The organism is Klebsiella sp. P1927, assembly GCF_018204675.1.
Classification (GTDB): domain Bacteria; phylum Pseudomonadota; class Gammaproteobacteria; order Enterobacterales; family Enterobacteriaceae; genus Klebsiella; species Klebsiella pneumoniae.
Genome location: NZ_CP073380.1, coordinates 81,081 through 97,558 on the forward strand (window position 1 = coordinate 81,081; position 16,478 = coordinate 97,558).

At 56.3% G+C, this 16,478-nt stretch carries 21 protein-coding genes and 6 pseudogenes; 4 read left to right on the forward strand and 23 right to left on the reverse strand.

From position 1 onward, the window contains the following. Positions 1-17 precede the first annotated feature (17 nt). Together KB892_RS30480 and KB892_RS30485 are read right to left on the reverse strand one after the other, a co-directional pair. On the reverse strand, positions 18-344 hold the full coding sequence (locus KB892_RS30480; RefSeq protein WP_013023807.1) for a hypothetical protein: 327 nt from the start codon (positions 342-344) through the stop codon (positions 18-20). After that, a pseudogene (locus KB892_RS30485) lies at positions 341-628 on the reverse strand (plasmid SOS inhibition protein A); the annotation flags it as partial. The gene KB892_RS30480 and the pseudogene KB892_RS30485, both read right to left, overlap by 4 nt. Between KB892_RS30485 and KB892_RS30490 the strand changes: the two are divergent. Beyond that, positions 628-1,388 (forward strand): annotated as a pseudogene (locus KB892_RS30490) (IS110 family transposase); the annotation flags it as partial. The pseudogenes KB892_RS30485 and KB892_RS30490 overlap by 1 nt on opposite strands. A gap of 253 nt (positions 1,389-1,641) precedes the next feature. On the opposite strand, the pseudogene KB892_RS31375 reads toward KB892_RS30490, so the two are convergent. The 5 genes and pseudogenes from KB892_RS31375 to KB892_RS30515 form a co-directional block, all read right to left on the reverse strand. Then, positions 1,642-1,746: pseudogene (locus KB892_RS31375) on the reverse strand (Arm DNA-binding domain-containing protein); the annotation flags it as partial. A gap of 121 nt (positions 1,747-1,867) precedes the next feature. After that, a complete protein-coding gene (locus KB892_RS30500) occupies positions 1,868-2,092 on the reverse strand; it encodes a hypothetical protein (protein WP_000743213.1) in 225 nt (74 codons plus the stop codon). Continuing rightward, on the reverse strand, positions 2,089-2,826 hold the full coding sequence (locus KB892_RS30505) for a recombinase family protein (protein WP_001446887.1): 738 nt from the start codon (positions 2,824-2,826) through the stop codon (positions 2,089-2,091). The genes KB892_RS30500 and KB892_RS30505 overlap by 4 nt, the downstream gene beginning before the upstream one ends. A gap of 485 nt (positions 2,827-3,311) precedes the next feature. Next, entirely contained in the window at positions 3,312-3,452 is a 141-nt protein-coding gene (locus KB892_RS30510) for a hypothetical protein (RefSeq protein WP_001044210.1), read from the reverse strand. A gap of 5 nt (positions 3,453-3,457) precedes the next feature. After that, complete coding sequence (locus KB892_RS30515) at positions 3,458-4,162, reverse strand: IS6-like element IS26 family transposase (RefSeq protein WP_001067855.1); 705 nt, start codon at positions 4,160-4,162, stop codon at positions 3,458-3,460. A gap of 79 nt (positions 4,163-4,241) precedes the next feature. Between KB892_RS30515 and KB892_RS30520 the strand changes: the two genes are divergently transcribed. Both KB892_RS30520 and KB892_RS30525 read left to right on the forward strand, forming a co-directional pair. Continuing rightward, entirely contained in the window at positions 4,242-4,742 is a 501-nt protein-coding gene (locus KB892_RS30520) for a hypothetical protein (RefSeq protein ID WP_001239317.1), read from the forward strand. A 149-nt stretch (positions 4,743-4,891) separates the two neighbouring features. Then, positions 4,892-5,533 carry a type A-2 chloramphenicol O-acetyltransferase CatII gene (locus KB892_RS30525; protein WP_001011939.1) on the forward strand — a complete coding sequence of 214 codons (642 nt, stop codon included), beginning with the start codon at positions 4,892-4,894 and terminating at the stop codon, positions 5,531-5,533. 132 nt (positions 5,534-5,665) lie between these two features. On the opposite strand, the gene KB892_RS30530 is transcribed toward KB892_RS30525, so the two are convergent. The 8 genes and pseudogenes from KB892_RS30530 to KB892_RS30565 form a co-directional block, all read right to left on the reverse strand. Beyond that, positions 5,666-6,370, reverse strand: coding sequence for an IS6-like element IS26 family transposase (locus tag KB892_RS30530; RefSeq protein WP_001067855.1), 705 nt, complete (start codon positions 6,368-6,370; stop codon positions 5,666-5,668). A gap of 125 nt (positions 6,371-6,495) precedes the next feature. Further along, positions 6,496-6,870, reverse strand: a complete 375-nt coding sequence (locus KB892_RS30535; RefSeq protein ID WP_008324180.1) for a hypothetical protein — start codon at positions 6,868-6,870, stop codon at positions 6,496-6,498. 625 nt (positions 6,871-7,495) lie between these two features. Continuing rightward, positions 7,496-7,855: a hypothetical protein gene (locus KB892_RS30540; protein ID WP_015493069.1), complete on the reverse strand. Its 360-nt coding sequence runs from the start codon at positions 7,853-7,855 to the stop codon at positions 7,496-7,498. A 61-nt stretch (positions 7,856-7,916) separates the two neighbouring features. Next, entirely contained in the window at positions 7,917-8,240 is a 324-nt protein-coding gene (locus KB892_RS30545) for a hypothetical protein (protein WP_008324183.1), read from the reverse strand. Continuing rightward, positions 8,237-8,965 (reverse strand): plasmid SOS inhibition protein A, encoded by a 729-nt coding sequence (locus KB892_RS30550; RefSeq protein ID WP_008324185.1) that lies wholly within the window; start codon positions 8,963-8,965, stop codon positions 8,237-8,239. The genes KB892_RS30545 and KB892_RS30550 overlap by 4 nt, the downstream gene beginning before the upstream one ends. Further along, positions 8,962-9,393, reverse strand: coding sequence for a conjugation system SOS inhibitor PsiB (gene psiB, locus KB892_RS30555; protein WP_008324186.1), 432 nt, complete (start codon positions 9,391-9,393; stop codon positions 8,962-8,964). The genes KB892_RS30550 and psiB overlap by 4 nt, the downstream gene beginning before the upstream one ends. Before the next feature lie 42 nt (positions 9,394-9,435). After that, positions 9,436-11,445, reverse strand: a pseudogene (locus KB892_RS30560) (ParB/RepB/Spo0J family partition protein). Between the two features lie 70 nt (positions 11,446-11,515). Then, complete coding sequence (locus KB892_RS30565) at positions 11,516-11,746, reverse strand: DUF905 domain-containing protein (RefSeq protein ID WP_015493071.1); 231 nt, start codon at positions 11,744-11,746, stop codon at positions 11,516-11,518. Positions 11,747-12,030: 284 nt separating this feature from the next. On the opposite strand from KB892_RS30565, the pseudogene KB892_RS31775 reads away from it, so the two are divergent. Next, positions 12,031-12,254 (forward strand): annotated as a pseudogene (locus KB892_RS31775) (hypothetical protein); the annotation flags it as partial. A gap of 117 nt (positions 12,255-12,371) precedes the next feature. Here KB892_RS31775 and KB892_RS30570 read toward each other — a convergent pair. The 8 genes and pseudogenes from KB892_RS30570 to KB892_RS30605 all read right to left on the reverse strand — a co-directional run bounded on the left by KB892_RS30570 (position 12,372) and on the right by KB892_RS30605 (position 16,477). After that, a pseudogene (locus KB892_RS30570) lies at positions 12,372-12,689 on the reverse strand (hypothetical protein). 34 nt (positions 12,690-12,723) lie between these two features. Beyond that, the gene (locus tag KB892_RS30575; RefSeq protein ID WP_015493072.1) at positions 12,724-12,978 is read right to left on the reverse strand and encodes a DNA polymerase III subunit theta; all 255 of its coding nucleotides are present in this window, start codon (positions 12,976-12,978) and stop codon (positions 12,724-12,726) included. 192 nt (positions 12,979-13,170) lie between these two features. Then, positions 13,171-13,362, reverse strand: a complete 192-nt coding sequence (locus KB892_RS30580; RefSeq protein ID WP_015493073.1) for a hypothetical protein — start codon at positions 13,360-13,362, stop codon at positions 13,171-13,173. 42 nt (positions 13,363-13,404) lie between these two features. After that, positions 13,405-13,911: an antirestriction protein ArdA gene (locus KB892_RS30585; protein ID WP_015493074.1), complete on the reverse strand. Its 507-nt coding sequence runs from the start codon at positions 13,909-13,911 to the stop codon at positions 13,405-13,407. 404 nt (positions 13,912-14,315) lie between these two features. Next, on the reverse strand, positions 14,316-15,095 hold the full coding sequence (locus tag KB892_RS30590) for a hypothetical protein (RefSeq protein WP_015493075.1): 780 nt from the start codon (positions 15,093-15,095) through the stop codon (positions 14,316-14,318). Between the two features lie 53 nt (positions 15,096-15,148). Then, a complete protein-coding gene (locus KB892_RS30595; RefSeq protein WP_015493076.1) occupies positions 15,149-15,568 on the reverse strand; it encodes a DUF1380 family protein in 420 nt (139 codons plus the stop codon). Between the two features lie 10 nt (positions 15,569-15,578). Then, a complete protein-coding gene (locus KB892_RS30600; protein WP_015493077.1) occupies positions 15,579-15,800 on the reverse strand; it encodes a hypothetical protein in 222 nt (73 codons plus the stop codon). After that, positions 15,800-16,477: a DNA methylase gene (locus KB892_RS30605; protein WP_002211749.1), complete on the reverse strand. Its 678-nt coding sequence runs from the start codon at positions 16,475-16,477 to the stop codon at positions 15,800-15,802. The genes KB892_RS30600 and KB892_RS30605 overlap by 1 nt, the downstream gene beginning before the upstream one ends. Between the last annotated feature and the right edge of the window lies 1 nt (position 16,478).

A 16,478-nucleotide genomic window follows, 5' to 3' on the forward strand; every position in this document is an offset into this window, starting at 1 on the left:
GACAGCATTGTACTTATTCATCGGGCGGACTTGCCATTGAAATACTCCGGACGCGCAGCCAGTTCACGCTCGATTAACTCGTCGGCAAACAAAGGGGCAACACGATGAATACGAGCCTGCATGTTGCGCCTTCTCACCGCAGCTTTCCGTTCATCGCTCCAGCGTTGGATCTGTTTCTGGCCGTGAAAATCCACGCATACAGCGTAACCTGAGCCAGCCACCCAGCGTGACATCACCTCTTCAGGTGCCGCCTGCCCAGCCTCCACGACAACGGAAATCAGTTCCCGTGGACCCGGGCAGGGCCTGTGCGGCAGTTTCCAGCGCAGAGAATAGCGCCACTTCATACACCACTCCGATCAGCCAGCTTATTTGGCACCTGCCAGCGTTCAGCAACACGAATATGCTCAGGTGTTTCCCGGACAATTAACGGAATTTCGTACATCACTGCATACAGCGGCTCACCGCTGATGCGAAGCCAGTCCAGTTCCTTCAGCGATGTGAATCGCGACTGCCAGCGCCAGAACGGTGCTGCAAGCTCTGCCGCGTCAAACTCGTCGCTCCACCGGGTGTACCAGGTGCAGACGGTTTCCGGTGACTGAAAATTCAGTTCTGTGACAGCCTTTTCCAAAGCTGATATCACCGCAATTTGTCCGCCCATTCGTTAAAAGCATTCCGTAGCTTAAGAATCACGTCCATCTATGCGTTTCGTGCAGCCCAGAACCGAATCTCAGCAGGCAATGCGAGCTCTGCATCGTGTCCGTGAATCCCTGGTTCAGGATAAGGTGAAAACAACTAATCAGATGCATGCTTTTCTGCTGGAATTTGGTATCAGCGTTCCGCGAGGTGCTGCCGTTATTAGTCGACTGAGTACCCTTCTTGAGGACAGTAGTTTGCCTCTTTATCTCAGCCAGTTACTGCTGAAATTACAACAGCATTATCACTATCTTGTTGAGCAGATTAAAGATCTGGAATCTCAGTTGAAACGAAAGTTGGACGAAGATGAGGTTGGACAGCGCTTGCTGAGTATTCCCTGCGTTGGAACGCTGACTGCCAGTACTATTTCAACTGAGATTGGCGACGGGAAGCAGTACGCCAGCAGCCGTGACTTTGCGGCGGCAACAGGGCTGGTACCCCGACAGTACAGCACGGGAGGTCGGACGACATTGTTAGGGATTAGCAAGCGGGGCAACAAAAAGATCCGAACTTTGTTGGTTCAGTGTGCCAGGGTATTCATACAAAAACTGGAACACCAGTCTGGCAAGTTGGCCGACTGGGTCAGGGAGTTGTTGTGTCGGAAAAGCAACTTTGTCGTCACCTGTGCTCTGGCAAACAAGCTGGCCAGAATAGCCTGGGCACTGACGGCGCGACAGCAAACTTACGAAGCATAAAGGCAGAAATACACCAGTTTAAACAATCATTCATCTGGTTTTGCGAATACTGATATTGATGATACTAACGGCCCACCGGCCTGTTGAGGAACCTGTAAAACGGAAAGGCTCATTGAAGCCGTATATTTTCTGGAGGTTCATCAGGCGCGGAACTCATCGAGGCGCGGGAATAAAATCCCATTCAGACGCCGGATAGATTCAAGCAAGCCAACTTGTCGTCAAAATCGGTGTTGCAAAAACGGGAGTGACCATAGATTCCGTTTTCTGAGGCGACCCCCACATAGAGACCTTCCCGGTCATTCACTTTGTAGAGTTTGTCCCTGGGCTTGAGATTGCGCAGCTTGGTATCGGTCAGCATGTACCTTGTCCTTCTTCGTCTCCGATACCCACTCGATTGTAAACAAGCACACAAAACCCTTTAGTGACAACAATTTGCAAGAACTATCAGGCTCAGTGCCATGAAAAATACCATGACCAGATCATGAGGTTGAACACGGCTTGCGCCGGCAGCGTTCACGCTCCTGGTCGGCGATCTCGCCCGGCTGCAATGCTAGCTCAGCATCGGTCATGCGCTCCAGCACGTCGCGTAGGCGGATGGTGCAAGGAATGGGCGGCAGCTCGAACTCATAGCCGCCGGCGATCATTTCGGCCGCAATCTCCTCGGTGATGAAAAACGGCTCGTCGTCTTGGTTCGGCTTCTTCATGCCCTTTCCTCCTGGCGCTCATCCTGGCCGACAGCGGCCAGGGCATCGGCTTCCGTCAATGCGTCCTCCACGAACGCGCCGTGCTGCTTCGCTTCGGCCTGGCTGACCTCGGCCCATATCCGTTTCACCTGGGCCGCACTGTACCCGGCCAGCTCGGCGGTCTTGTTGATGCTGTAGCCGGACTTGCGCAGCGCGACAACTTGGGCGCGGCGCTTCGGATCAGCACGGCGGCCCTTGTACCGCCCGGCCTGGCGGGCCAACTCAATGCCTTGGCGCTGGCGTTCGCGCCTGTCCTCGTAGTCGTCGCGGGCCATCTGCAAGGCCAGGCGAAAAAGCATGATCTGCACGGCTTCCAGCACGATCTTGGCGACGCCCTGGGCCTCGGCCGCCAGGTCGGATAGATCGACCACGCCAGGGACGGCCAGGCTTGCGCCTTTGGCCTGTATCGAGGCCACCAGGCGCTCGGCCTCGGGCAAAGGTAGGCGGCTGATGCGGTCGATCTTCTCGGCAATGACCACCTCGCCGGGCTGTAGGTCGCCGATCATGCGCAGCAGCTCAGGCCGGTCGGCGCGTGCGCCGGATGCCTTCTCACGGTAGATGCCGGCGACGTAGTAGCCGGCGGCCTTCGCGGCCGTAGTGATCGCCTCTTGGCGTTCCAAGTCCTGCGCGTCGGTGCTGACGCGCAGATAGACCCGCGCCACCATCGGCGCGGCTACTGGCTTCGTCCTGCGCATACTTGCGGGCTCCTTTGGGCATACGCAAAGTGTCCGGTCATGCTACCCCCGGCCAAAAAGGCCGTCATGCGATTTATCTTGGCCGGGTCGTTATTGGCGGGTCTAAATGGCCGCTCCGTGGATCTCATCGCCAGAAATGGCGATGCGAGATCCAGGGCAGGGCGGCCGCCATCGTCAGACCTGGCGATGGTCGACGCCGGCGCGCATCGTCGGATGTGGCGATGCGAGCTCGAGGTCGGTGGCCACCGCCGGCGACCTGGTGCCATCGTCGGCAATGGCGATGCTGCAGCTCGACGTGCGCGGCCTGGTCGTCTCGGCATCGTCGGATGCGGCGATGCTCGAGCGAGGCGAAAAAAAACCGCCTCGGGGTGTCCGAGGCGGCAAGTCTGCATGCGGTTCAGGGAGGAAGAAACCGCGCCGGCGATCAGGGAGGAAAACCGCGCGGCCTGATGTGCAGCTCGGCCACTTTAGCCGGATTTTTCGACTTATCCGATGCGAGCGGCCCGCCGTGGGCGCTGCTCGATCTGCTGTTGCTTTTTCTCGACGTGCTTCTGCTCCTGGTGCTGCTGCTCGTCGCGCGGCACTGTTGCAAAGTTAGCGATGAGGCAGCCTTTTGTCTTATTCAAAGGCCTTACATTTCAAAAACTCTGCTTACCAGGCGCATTTCGCCCAGTGGATCACCATAATAAAATGCTGAGGCCTGGCCTTTGCGTAGTGCACGCATCACCTCAATACCTTTGATGGTGGCGTAAGCCGTCTTCATGGATTTAAATCCCAGCGTGGCGCCGATTATCCGTTTCAGTTTGCCATGATCGCATTCAATCACGTTGTTCCGGTACTTAATCTGTCGGTGTTCAACGTCAGACGGGCACCGGCCTTCGCGTTTGAGCAGAGCAAGCGCGCGACCATAGGCGGGCGCTTTATCCGTGTTGATGAATCGCGGGATCTGCCACTTCTTCACGTTGTTGAGGATTTTACCCAGAAACCGGTATGCAGCTTTGCTGTTACGACGGGAGGAGAGATAAAAATCGACAGTGCGGCCCCGGCTGTCGACGGCCCGGTACAGATACGCCCAGCGGCCATTGACCTTCACGTAGGTTTCATCCATGTGCCACGGGCAAAGATCGGAAGGGTTACGCCAGTACCAGCGCAGCCGTTTTTCCATTTCAGGCGCATAACGCTGAACCCAGCGGTAAATCGTGGAGTGATCGACATTCACTCCGCGTTCAGCCAGCATCTCCTGCAGCTCACGGTAACTGATGCCGTATTTGCAGTACCAGCGTACGGCCCACAGAATGATGTCACGCTGAAAATGCCGGCCTTTGAATGGGTTCATGTGCAGCTCCATCAGCAAAAGGGGATGATAAGTTTATCACCACCGACTATTTGCAACAGTGCCCTGTTTAGAGTACTATATGCGCCTGCAACAGTGGGCCACCGAAAATATTAAAAAACTGCTTTATCTCGCGGGGGATGACGCGGTGATTAATTACGGGAAAATGCGGCTGGAATTTTTGCAGAAAGCACTGGCGCAGGATACCTCCGGTGACTTCTGCTTTCGTGTGCTGCATCCGGAAGTGTCTGGCCCGCCGGATATGAAAAAGGCTTCCGCCGGGTACCGTGACTTTATTATCGGTAACAGAGCGTTGCTGGATCTGGTGAATTCAGCCGGTGAAGGGGCTCCGGTTGCGCATTATTCCGCTGATGAAATTCAGTCATTATTTTCGGCACAAATACAGGGGTCGGTGGATAAATACGGCGATAGTTTCCTGACGGATGATCCGTATGTGCTGGCGGAAGACAAGCTGCAAACCTGTCAGATGGAAATTGATTTAATGGCGGATGTGCTGAGAGCACCGCCCCGTGAATCCGCAGAACTGATCCGCTATGTATTTGCGGATGAGTGGCCGGAATAAATAAAACCGGGCTTAATACAGATTAAGCCCGTATCGGGTATTATTACTGAATACCAGACAGCTTACGGAGGACGGAATGTTACCCATTGAGACAACCAGACTGCCTTCTGATTATTAATATTTTTCACTATTAATCAGAAGGAATAACCATGAATTTTACCCGGATTGACCTGAATACCTGGAATCGCAGGGAACATTTTGCCCTTTATCGTCAGCAGATTAAATGCGGATTCAGCCTGACCACCAAACTCGATATTACCGCTTTGCGTACTGCACTGGCGAAAACCGGTTATAAGTTTTATCCGCTGATGATTTACCTGATCTCCCGGGCTGTTAATCAGTTTCCGGAGTTCCGGATGGCAATGAAAGATAATGAACTGATTTACTGGGAACAGTCAGACCCGGTCTTTACTGTCTTTCATAAAGAAACCGAAACATTCTCCGCACTGTCCTGCCGTTATTTTCCGGATCTCAGTGAGTTTATGGCGGGTTATAACGCGGTAACAGCAGAATATCAGCATGATACCAGGTTGTTTCCGCAGGGAAATTTACCGGAGAATCACCTGAATATATCATCGTTACCCTGGGTGAGTTTTGACGGATTTAATCTGAATATCACCGGAAATGATGATTATTTTTCCCCGGTTTTTACAATGGCAAAGTTTCAGCAGGAAGGTGACCGCGTACTATTACCTGTTTCTGTACAGGTTCATCATGCAGTCTGTGATGGTTTTCATGCAGCAAGGTTTATCAATACACTTCAGCTGATGTGTGATAACATACTGAAATAAATTAATTAATTCTGTATTTAAGCCACCGTATCCGGCAGGATTGGTGGCTTTTTTTTATATTTTAACCGTAATCTGTAATTGGCACTGTTGCAAAGTTAGCGATGAGGCAGCCTTTTGTCTTATTCAAAGGCCTTACATTTCAAAAACTCTGCTTACCAGGCGCATTTCGCCCAGTGGATCACCATAATAAAATGCTGAGGCCTGGCCTTTGCGTAGTGCACGCATCACCTCAATACCTTTGATGGTGGCGTAAGCCGTCTTCATGGATTTAAATCCCAGCGTGGCGCCGATTATCCGTTTCAGTTTGCCATGATCGCATTCAATCACGTTGTTCCGGTACTTAATCTGTCGGTGTTCAACGTCAGACGGGCACCGGCCTTCGCGTTTGAGCAGAGCAAGCGCGCGACCATAGGCGGGCGCTTTATCCGTGTTGATGAATCGCGGGATCTGCCACTTCTTCACGTTGTTGAGGATTTTACCCAGAAACCGGTATGCAGCTTTGCTGTTACGACGGGAGGAGAGATAAAAATCGACAGTGCGGCCCCGGCTGTCGACGGCCCGGTACAGATACGCCCAGCGGCCATTGACCTTCACGTAGGTTTCATCCATGTGCCACGGGCAAAGATCGGAAGGGTTACGCCAGTACCAGCGCAGCCGTTTTTCCATTTCAGGCGCATAACGCTGAACCCAGCGGTAAATCGTGGAGTGATCGACATTCACTCCGCGTTCAGCCAGCATCTCCTGCAGCTCACGGTAACTGATGCCGTATTTGCAGTACCAGCGTACGGCCCACAGAATGATGTCACGCTGAAAATGCCGGCCTTTGAATGGGTTCATGTGCAGCTCCATCAGCAAAAGGGGATGATAAGTTTATCACCACCGACTATTTGCAACAGTGCCGTTGCTCATAATGTTTCTCCGGTGTGACTGGCGGCATCCCCTGCCGCCAGCCGGTTAAGTAATCAGTAATCCGCCGCCAGCTCGATCATCAGGTCAGCACATTCACCATCGGCACGTTCTTCTTCCGCAGTCGTCAGCATGTAACCCCGTTTCGCTGCCGCCCCCATAAACGCCGGACGGTCTTTCAGTGGCAGTTCTGCCAGGTAATGCATAGCCATACCCAGCAGACGGGACTCATAAATCTCGTAGTGCAGGCCACATCCCCGGTTAGCCTGTATTTCCATACGGGCCAGCACCACGTCCGCGCGAATAACATCGAACGGGTTACGGGAATGGATATTGCGCACAAAGCCATCAGTACGCAGGGACGAGGTTTTCACCCATCTTTCGGAAGATTCTTTGGTGGCGGTTTTGACGTTGACGTTCTGTGTGTTCATCCTGCTTTTCCTCCTGTCTGGTGGTTTATCCATCTCTCGGTGAGTTCCCTGGCGGCAAAGGGCAAAGGAGCAACGGCGGGGCGGCAGGAGAAGGGCGGAGACTAAAGTTTTTGCGGTCCCTCGCAAAAAGTTTTGGCGGAGTGCATTTCACCCTTCGGATGACGACACGACGGTGCTACGACAAGCCCTCCGCCCGGGGACTTAACGGGAGAGGGCTCGCCAGAGGTACGGGGAGAGGATGAACACACCCGACACGGCGGAACGACGTGGCGTCACCTGAGTGCCGGCGGCTTTATCGCCGGCATGGTGAAAGCGGCGTGACCGGAACGGTCACTGCGAGCCGGTGTTGACGTTGCGACAGTGGGATGGAAGCCCGTCAGGGCGGAGACGGTTTACCGGCTCCGTTTACGACAGCCCCGGTTCCCGTCAGGGAGGTCGCCCGCAGTCATGGCCAGTGACCCCGTCAGACAGCAGGCAAATTTGAAAAGATGATACAGACAACTGCCACCATAATTCGCAGCGTTCGTTCTTCAGAGGTGATTCACAGCAGGAAATTACAAAGCGTGAGGACCATATAAAAGAGCAGTTATACCGCAGGCATAACCGCTCTTTTTACTTTCCTGCCTCACGCTGGCGTATAGTTTGTTACCTTCGCCTCCAGTACACCCAGCCACTGACCAGAAGCAGAACACCGCTCAGCACCGCCAATTTCATCGGGGTTATGATCTCCCCAGAATTCCAGCTTGTATCCGATACCCCAGATAAAAAACGCCAGACCTGAAGCCACAATTCCCCACTTAAGGAGAAACAAGAGCACGTTGTCCAGCATACCTGGCGGATCGCGCCAGGTGATAACCAGCGCAATCAGGGCACAGATTGCCACCCCGGCATAGTACGCCGTGCCTCCCAACATCTCCGGCGCCGCGTAATGTATGACCAGCGTAAACAGGCCATTTAACAGCGCGACCAGTATCCAGTATCTCATCTCTAAATTATCCCTTTTAAGCACCCTGCCGACCGTATTCTGGCAGGATATGATATCAGACTCAGTGAGGCGACTTTCCCCGAAAATAATCCGGTCGCACCGTCAGTTCCCGCTCAATGAGTTCATCTGCAAACAGGGGCGCGATCCTGTTAACACGACGCGCCAGATTCCGTCGCCGCGTGGCCGCCTTTCGCTCATCGCTCCAGCGCCTGATCGGCCGTTCATACAGAAAATCAACGCAGACAGCATATCCGGCTCCTGCCACCCACAGTGACATCACGGACTCAGGGGCTGGCTTCCCGGCCTCCACCACTTCTGACGCCAGTTCAGGTTCACCGGGACAGGGACCGGGACGCTTCCAGCGCAGCGAGTAACGCCACTTCATACCTGACTCCGCGCTGTCAGCTTGTTGGGTACCATCCAGCGCTCCAGCTGCCGGACAGATCCCGGACTTTCCCTTGCCAGCGCATTCGTTTCAGCCATCACCGTCCAGAAAGGCTGACTCTCCATCGTCCAGCGCTCCATTGGCTCCAGTGACGGGAAACGCTCGCTCCAGCGCCAGAACATCTCTTCCAGGTCGTACTGGCGCAGTTCAGTCCCCGACCAGCGTGCGCTCCAGCTGCTGACCGTTTCAGGCGTATGGAATGCCAGCTCAATCTCCGCCTGCCCCGCCAGCGCCTGGTACGCCTGCTCACGCTGGCACCGTTCTTTGTGACGCTGTCGGGTGTATTTTTCATCCCGCAGGGCGTCCTGACAGCGAACCCGCTCGGTCTGCTGAAAGGCCACCTCCGGAAAGAGGCGCTGACCCGCACCAACGGGAAGCGGCAGCCAGCAACGCGTCCCGCGACTTTCAATCAGCGCATCGATGGCACTGAGCCAGCTGTCCCTGCTGCCCCGCAGCTCCCGCGCCGTCAGCACCGGCGCAAAATGATGGATTTCCCTGATAGTGATGCGCGTGCTGCCCGTGAGCCGCCGGAAAAAGGCGCTGGCATACGGATACATCGTGGACACCGCGCCGCGCGACCGCCGGCGTTCAACCTCCGCGATGGCCTCCATCGCGGCGCGTCGCTCAGGGCTGAAGGGAACCAGTGACAGGTTTGCAGGTATCATGCCGCGCCCTCCGCTGCCAGAATACTGATGATGCTGGCCTGACTGTATCCGTCCGCATCGAGACGCGCCGTCAGGCTGACGGTGTGGCTGACAAGCTCCGGCTGGTAGCCGCTCAGGGTACGAATGACGGAGAACGGGCGACCGCTGGCGGGCACGAACACCACCATCCACGCCGGACTGATGGCACCAGGACTGCACACCGCAATATGGTAATTGCCGTGCGAGGGGGTAAAGCGTATCTGTACGGGGAAGAAGCCGCCGAACTCGCTGCGGTACTCGCCGTTCACATCCCAGTTTTCAGGGCAGGACAGGTCACGCATGACGGCGTGGGTCAGTTCGCGGCGGAAGTCTTCGCCGCTGTCCCGCCAGTCCTCAAACTCATCACAGGACATCGTTTTCAGTACATCGGGGGTCAGAATAGTGCGCATGGGTATCTCCTTATCGCCGCCCCGCAGGGCGGCGCTCCGTTATCAGGCGGCGTGTGCCGTGTTGGTGGTGTCGTTGTCAGGGCTGTCGGTATCTGAAGCCGCGTCGTCTGCACCGGATTCACCCGCTGACTCCGGTCCTTTGAGCCATGCCGGAACCCAGCGGGTGTGCTGCATAAAGTGCTCCGCATGCGCTGCAGCATCGCCCTTCTTCATCTTCTCCGCGTCACCCGCCGCGCCCGTCAGCCCCGCCTCTTTCAGGGAGGCGACAATCTGCGGATGTTTCAGGCTGCCGAAGTAGTTGTCCTTCGTCGGCTGCCACCAGTCGCGCAGGTGGAAGCCGATTGCCGCCTCGACCGCATCGAGGGTACTGCGCGAGGTGTGCCCCATATCGCGGGTCTGCACCCCGTCAACGGAACAGGCCGTGCAGAAGGCCATCAGCGACATCAACACCCCGCCGTCAAGGGCAAAGAAGGTGGTGAAGTCCTTCTCCCACCCTTCCGGCAGCAGGGCTTTCAGCCTTGCCCGTTCGGTCATCAGGATGTTAAACGCTGCGCCATCCTTACCGGACGGGGCGTTCTCCGTCAGGCTGCCGTGAGATACAGTGAGGCTGATACGGAACGGATGCGTCGTGGTCAGGCAGCCCGAGAAGACGCAGGTACACATGCGCCAGACCATCAGCGCCACCGCCTTTTCGGGCTGCTGCATCAGCGCCGCCTGGACTGCCAGCGTACGTTCGGAGGTCATTTTCGTGAGCAGCGGAACACTGATCCCCTCTGCGGCGTCGGGCTGGTGTGAGGTGAATGGCACCGTTACGCTGCTGGTTACGGTTTCTTCAGGCATATCCGCTTTCAGGCGCACACCGCGCTGCACGTACACCTGCCCTTCGTACAGGCTGACCATCACTCCCGCGCCTGACTTCATGTCGTCAGTCCACGCGCTGGCTTCTGCCGCCGCCTGAATGGCGAGGATGTCCGCTTCGATCGCATCTGACTCGTCGCAAACGCTGTCATATGTATCGTACTGCTCCCGCAGCGCACCAAGACGCTGCTGCTGCTCAGGGGTGTACACCGGATCGGGTTCAGCAGGCTGCACGAACTCCTTACCGTCTTCGCCGTGGTACCAGATGCGGGCTGCGCGTCCGCGACTCCATGCCCAGCCCTCCCGCTGCTGAATGTCCTGCGCGATACGCTCCAGCTTTTCCTGCACCAGACGCTCAACCAGCACGCTGTCAGCCGTACCGTCGCCCTCGTCCTGGCTGAACAGATCTTCACGGACGTAACCCCCTGCCGCCTCGTAGGCATCGCGCCCGATAAAACGAAATTTGGCGTTGTCGGTGCGCATCTCGGTTTCGGTAATAGCGCGTTTAATCAGGTGTGCGGGCGCGTTTGACTAGCTGGCCTTCACGTTTTCGAATACCTCGACCTGACGGGCAGGATCGTCCTCGAGACAGAGCGCCTGACACTGCTCAACGGTCAGTTCGTCCTGTGCAAGCTTCTCCATCAGGGAGGGGGCGAGGTTTGCCAGCTTCAGCATGCGCTGCACGTGACGGGAGCCGAAGCCGAGCGCGTCGCCAGTCTGCGCGGGGGTTTTGCCCTGCCCTGCCAGCGTACGGAAACCTGCAATCTGCTCGGCGGGATGCATGGCGGCGCGCTGCTCGTTCTCGGCGACGGAGGCAAGGGCGGCAATGTCGTCGGAAACACGCTTCACCATAACGGTATGGTCAGCAGCGAGACGCCCTTCCTGCGCCAGCAGTTGCAGGGCAGTTAATCGGCGGCCACCTGCGGCCACGCCGGATTGTCCGTCCGCGAGGGTGTGAACAATAAGGTTCTGCAGCAGTCCGAGCGTCTCGATGGAGTCGGCCAGACCGCGAACGCTGTCCACGGAATAGGGGATGGAGCGCACGTTCAGCGGGGATTTAACGAGATCGGACAGCGGAACGTACTCGACCGCAGCGGCCTCAAGGGCGATCTTCAGGGCAGCCTCCTGTGCCTTCGTAATTTTTTTGCTGCTCGCTTTTTTGGGTGCTTTTGCTTTAACATCGGTTACTGACATAGTTGATACCTCACTGATTGATGATTGTCCGGCCCTGCGGAGTTACCGCTCCGGCAGGGCACCTTCTTATTTACTGCTGTTTACGAATACCGTAACGTTCGATGTAACGGTTGAGCCATTTCCCGGTATCCGCTTCAAAATTCCACGCGCGCCAGACCATTACGCCGTTCTGACGAACGACCAGACGAAAATGTGTACCCTGATCGTCCTCAATTGCCACGTTGGTGTACTGCGCCGCAACGACCTCAGCCTGTTCGCGGGTAAAGGTGTCGTCGGGTAAAACCGCCAGCGCCTCGCTCATGTTGCCCCTCCTTCTGAACCTGTTTTGCTTTTAAAAAACCATCACCCGTTGAGTTGCCGGGGCCGCGGTTTTGACGTTTTGCGGGGACCTGCTGAACGCCCACGCTGGTTGTTACCTTCACCCGTTTGAGAGCCGTTCGCCGCAGGGGCGTAAACCAGCGCGGGCGATGGCGGATGTCCGGGGCGCGGTTTACCGCGTGCCATTTACCCTGGACAGCTGACAGCGGCTGTGCTTGTCTCAGCCCCGGCGAAAGGACTCAAAAGGGTGAAAAAACCAGGCAAGGAATGAGCAGGAACCCGCCGCAACGACGGAAAGCGCGGGCGCGAAACGGCGTTGCCCCTTACAGCCCGGCGGCCGTTGATTTTCGCCGGGGTGCAGGGAGCGCAGGCCACGGCGCGACAGAGGCGGCGCATCCTGATAAGGATGCTGCAAGCCCTGGTGTTGCGTCATGGGATGGAAGCCCGAAGGGCGGAGACGGTTTACCGGCTCCGTTCACGACAGCCCGCCCGGACGCCCGCAATGAAAACGGGAACGGGCAGAAAACAGAAAACGGGAGGATAAGAATGGATTACATGCGGCTAAAATGATGGCTGACGATCATCCAGCTTGATGCCAGCCGGGAACATCAGGAGCGAAAATGCTTTTCTTTTCTGTACTGCACAACGCTATACCAGGCCGAAGCCAGGAAAGCAAAAACGGTGATCAGCACTCTTAATTCGTCCCCCGGTTCCTTCCCCTTCAGCATCAACATTATGATGATGCCGGCAACGATAATCCATGCAACGCCACCTCAGAGACGCAGTTTATCCGCCGCGACATTAATCAGGATAAAAGCAACGGCCAAGATTCCCCCCCATAGAGCCGGTACAGGCTGAAACGGAATAAACAACAGGTTAATACCGGTTAAAAGAGTCACGGCCGCAAACATCAGAGACATACGCATAAAATTTCCTCCCTGGACACACTGACTATAAGAATCACTTCTGCTGCTCATCTCCGGGTTTATGATATTCGGGCGCATTTGCGCGCGGCAGCTGCTGACTGTTCTGCCGATGAACGTCAAGCCGTTCACGGAAATACTGGCGAAGATGTTCAGGCTGTTCCCGTTCAGCCAGCTCCGGCACCACGGGCCTGTTCATCCTTTCCTGCCAGGCAACGGCAGCGGCGACTTTATCGACCGAGACCTTATCCTGATCTTCTTTTGAGAAAGAGGCGATATTCCACTTCGACATATGCATCACCGGTCTGCTTTACAGGAAGATATCCCTGATAATACGCACATTCCCGGGCAACAGCGACTGACAATGGAGAGGAGAGTGCGCGGCGCCGCAGGCGCGGCGAAGTTTCTCTCCGGCAGGCGCAGCCTGCCCGGTTTTTCGCGCGGGCTGACAGGCGCCCTCCGGCCCGGACGCCTGCCATCATACTTACTGGCCTTTTCCACCCTGTAAGATGAAATGACCGCCGATGTACACGGCACACTGACAGGTCATGTATTCGCAGATTTCATCCATCACCTGCGCGGTGGTCAGTTCCCGCTGACCGGCATCACGTCGGCGGGCATTAATCAGGGCTTTGTACTGTCGCAGGATCTCGCGGGTTTCCGGTGCAAGTTTCATACGTTTTCTCCTTAACCGGCGGGTTTGCCCGCCGGACATTAATCAGTTGCTGAAGACATAGCCGTCATGGAACACATAACCGCTGCTGAACAGGTCACGCGCCCAGGCTTCAAAATCGAAATAGCTGCGCAACGGCTCCGGCACCTCATTTAACAGGCCGTTGTCCTCCACCATCTCCCGCGCATAGTCTTCCTCGCTTTCCGCCTCGCCGCGGTACGCATCATCAAACGCGTCATAGTCACATTCGCCGGTATACTCCGCCCAGGCGATAAAAGCGGCTTCCCTGCCCTCTTCTTCGGCGCGTTTGTAAGCGGCGATAAAATCCCAGTCAATGGAGCATTCAGAGACGAACTGCGACGGGATACCTTCCCAGTCCTGAAACATAAACTCGGCATCCCATTCATCGGCATGCAGCGCCTGACAGGCCTCGTAAAAATCCTCCCTGCCGTCAAATTCCGTCAGATCAAACCATTTGCCGAAAATGCTGCCGCAGTTGTATTTGTGATACGTGCCCACGTAAACAGCGGGTGTGGTGGTTGTAGTGCGCATAAAAAATCCTCCCTAGTCGATGTCGTCTGAGTTCCGGCTTACGCCGTGCCGACACGACAGCCGGGCGAAAAGCGGAGGATGCAAGGGCGTCACCGAAGCCGCAGCGCAGTAAAAAAGCAGGAGCAGGCTGGACGGTTTGACGGCGAAAACTGAGCCGGAAAACGACGGGAAGACGGCGGATAACGTATGAAATAAACTGCGACCGGGTGAAGGTGACGGCGTTTACGCTTCCCTTGCATCAGCCGCGGCCCGGCTACAGTAGAGGCACGGCGTTTGCCGCAGGCCGCACGGGACGTTACTCAACGCGAAGCCGGAACAACGTGGAGGAAGAGCCGTAAAAGCGGAGCCGGCGACATCCTTATCCTTCGTGCCAGATTCAGGGGGCCGCCGCCCCCTGCTGTTCGCTAAACTGGCCGGATTGCTGACAGGGCATTGCGGACAAGACTGATTTCTGCACGCGCTTCTGCCATGACCTCATGTAACAGGGTTAAATCCATCCACCGGCGCGGAGGCTCGCCCGGAATACGCAGCACATCGCACATCTGGCCACATGCCAGGATTTGATCCACTTTGTCGCTGATAACAAAGAACTCGACGCTACTGTAGCGTGCCCCTTTGTTCAGGATGGCATCGAGCACCACCGGCAAATTGTCATCATCGTCCAGCCAGCAGGGCATATCATTTTCCTTCACAACCAGACGGAAGTTTCGGGTCTGGCGATAAAACAGCGTTTCCCCGCGCGTGTTCAGTGCCGCCTTTATCCGGCGCGCATCCTCCCATACCTGCCGGGATACATCCCGCACGGCGCGGGACAGGCAATCCGTTACAGCCTGAATCTCCGGCTCCGTCAGCCATTCCCCGGCCCAGGGGAAAGCTATCTGTGTTCCGTCCTCCGGAAGCTGCGGCGCGTCGGCATAGCGGCTGCCGGATAAAATAATCTGCGCTGGCGTCCCGGATATTTTTGTCATGGCACTTTGCAGATCTGCGGGTACGTCACCGGTACAAAGCAAAGGCAGCAGATGAACAATATTTGCCGCATCCAGACGGACATAAATGCTTATCCAGCCCGGTTTATTGACCGGATCACGCTGATCAACATCGGTATGGTCAGGCCATCCATAATCAGCAATCAAATCGCGCGCACGGCGCATAACAAGGGCGTTTAACGTGGTGGTTTCCTGCATAATGGGTTCCTCTGAACGGGGTCAGTACACGCCGCCCGGGCGGCGTGTTGATTTCATTTTTTCAGTAAGGCGCGAACTTTCGCCGCATCAGCCAGGCGACGGGTAACGCTTTCCGGGACCGGATGATTGCAGTCACGGGCGGTCCATTCTCTGTGCCATAACGCCTGTTCGGCAGTGGTCAGCAGGGTTTCAAGCAGGTCCGCCGGCACCATCACCGCCGGAACGGCCTCTTTCACCTGTTCAATCAGATCCATCACCGCACCGGCAGACACGCCCGACTCAAGCCGTTGTTCCTCCGGAATGGCGTCCATACGCGCCAGTACCGCCCTTGTGTCCTGCTCCGAAACGGCATATTCCATTCCGTCGGCCAGTGCTTCGATATCCGCCGGGGACCAGACAATGAGGTTCAAAGGGGTTTCTGCGGGATACTGCTCACGCAACAAGCGGCAGAGGGTTTCACAGGTTCCGTACATGTTTTTCTCCTTAGTCCTTAAAGCAGGCATCCAGCTCAAGCATTTCGTTGTATGCCGCCATAAACAGGGCATTGATGCGAAAAAGGGTCTGACGGGTCAGGCGTTCGGCCAGCACATCAGAGTCAAAGCGATAGCGGTGCTCCATCCCGTTCAGCGTCGCCCGCAGGTCACACATGCTGTTGGCGACTTCCGCCACTTCTGCGCGGAGTTTTTCGTGTCCTGCATAGTTCATTACGCGGCCTCCGGGAACTCGTCGTTAGCGGCCGGGTACTGCATGGCGCGCCGGACGGCGGCCAGACGCTGCTGTCCGGCCCGGTGATACTGCTCAAGCAATTCAATACCGATGTAACGACGGCCAGCCTGGAGGGCGGCCACGCAGGTGGAGCCACTGCCGGCAAAGGGGTCGAGCACAATCGCGCCGGGATGTGTGAAGGACTCAATCAACGGTTGCAGGCTGGTTACGGGTTTTTCGGTCGGGTGGTGCCGGTTGCCTGAATATTTCCACGCAATTACGTCATTCAACGGGTTTTGCGGCAGGGGCGGACGGCCTTTTGCAAGGATGTAGGCGCATTCGTGGCGATAGCCCACATATGCGGCCTTCGATGTGTAGGTTTTGGTAAACACCAGGTGGCCGACAACGCTGAATCCCGCATTTTTCCAGGCGGCCATAAAGCGATCGACGCGGTTCCAGCCGTAGAAGCTCACCATCAGCGCGTCTTTTTTCAGCACGCGATACATCTCATGGCAGGCGGGTTGCAGCCATTCATCAGTTTTATCGCCGGCGATGGTACGCCCCTGACGGTCACGAAAACCGACGAGATATGGCGGGTCGGTGAGAATGAAATCGACAGCATTATCCGGAAAGCCGGACATGATATGGACGCAATTACCCTGGATAAATCGGGACATA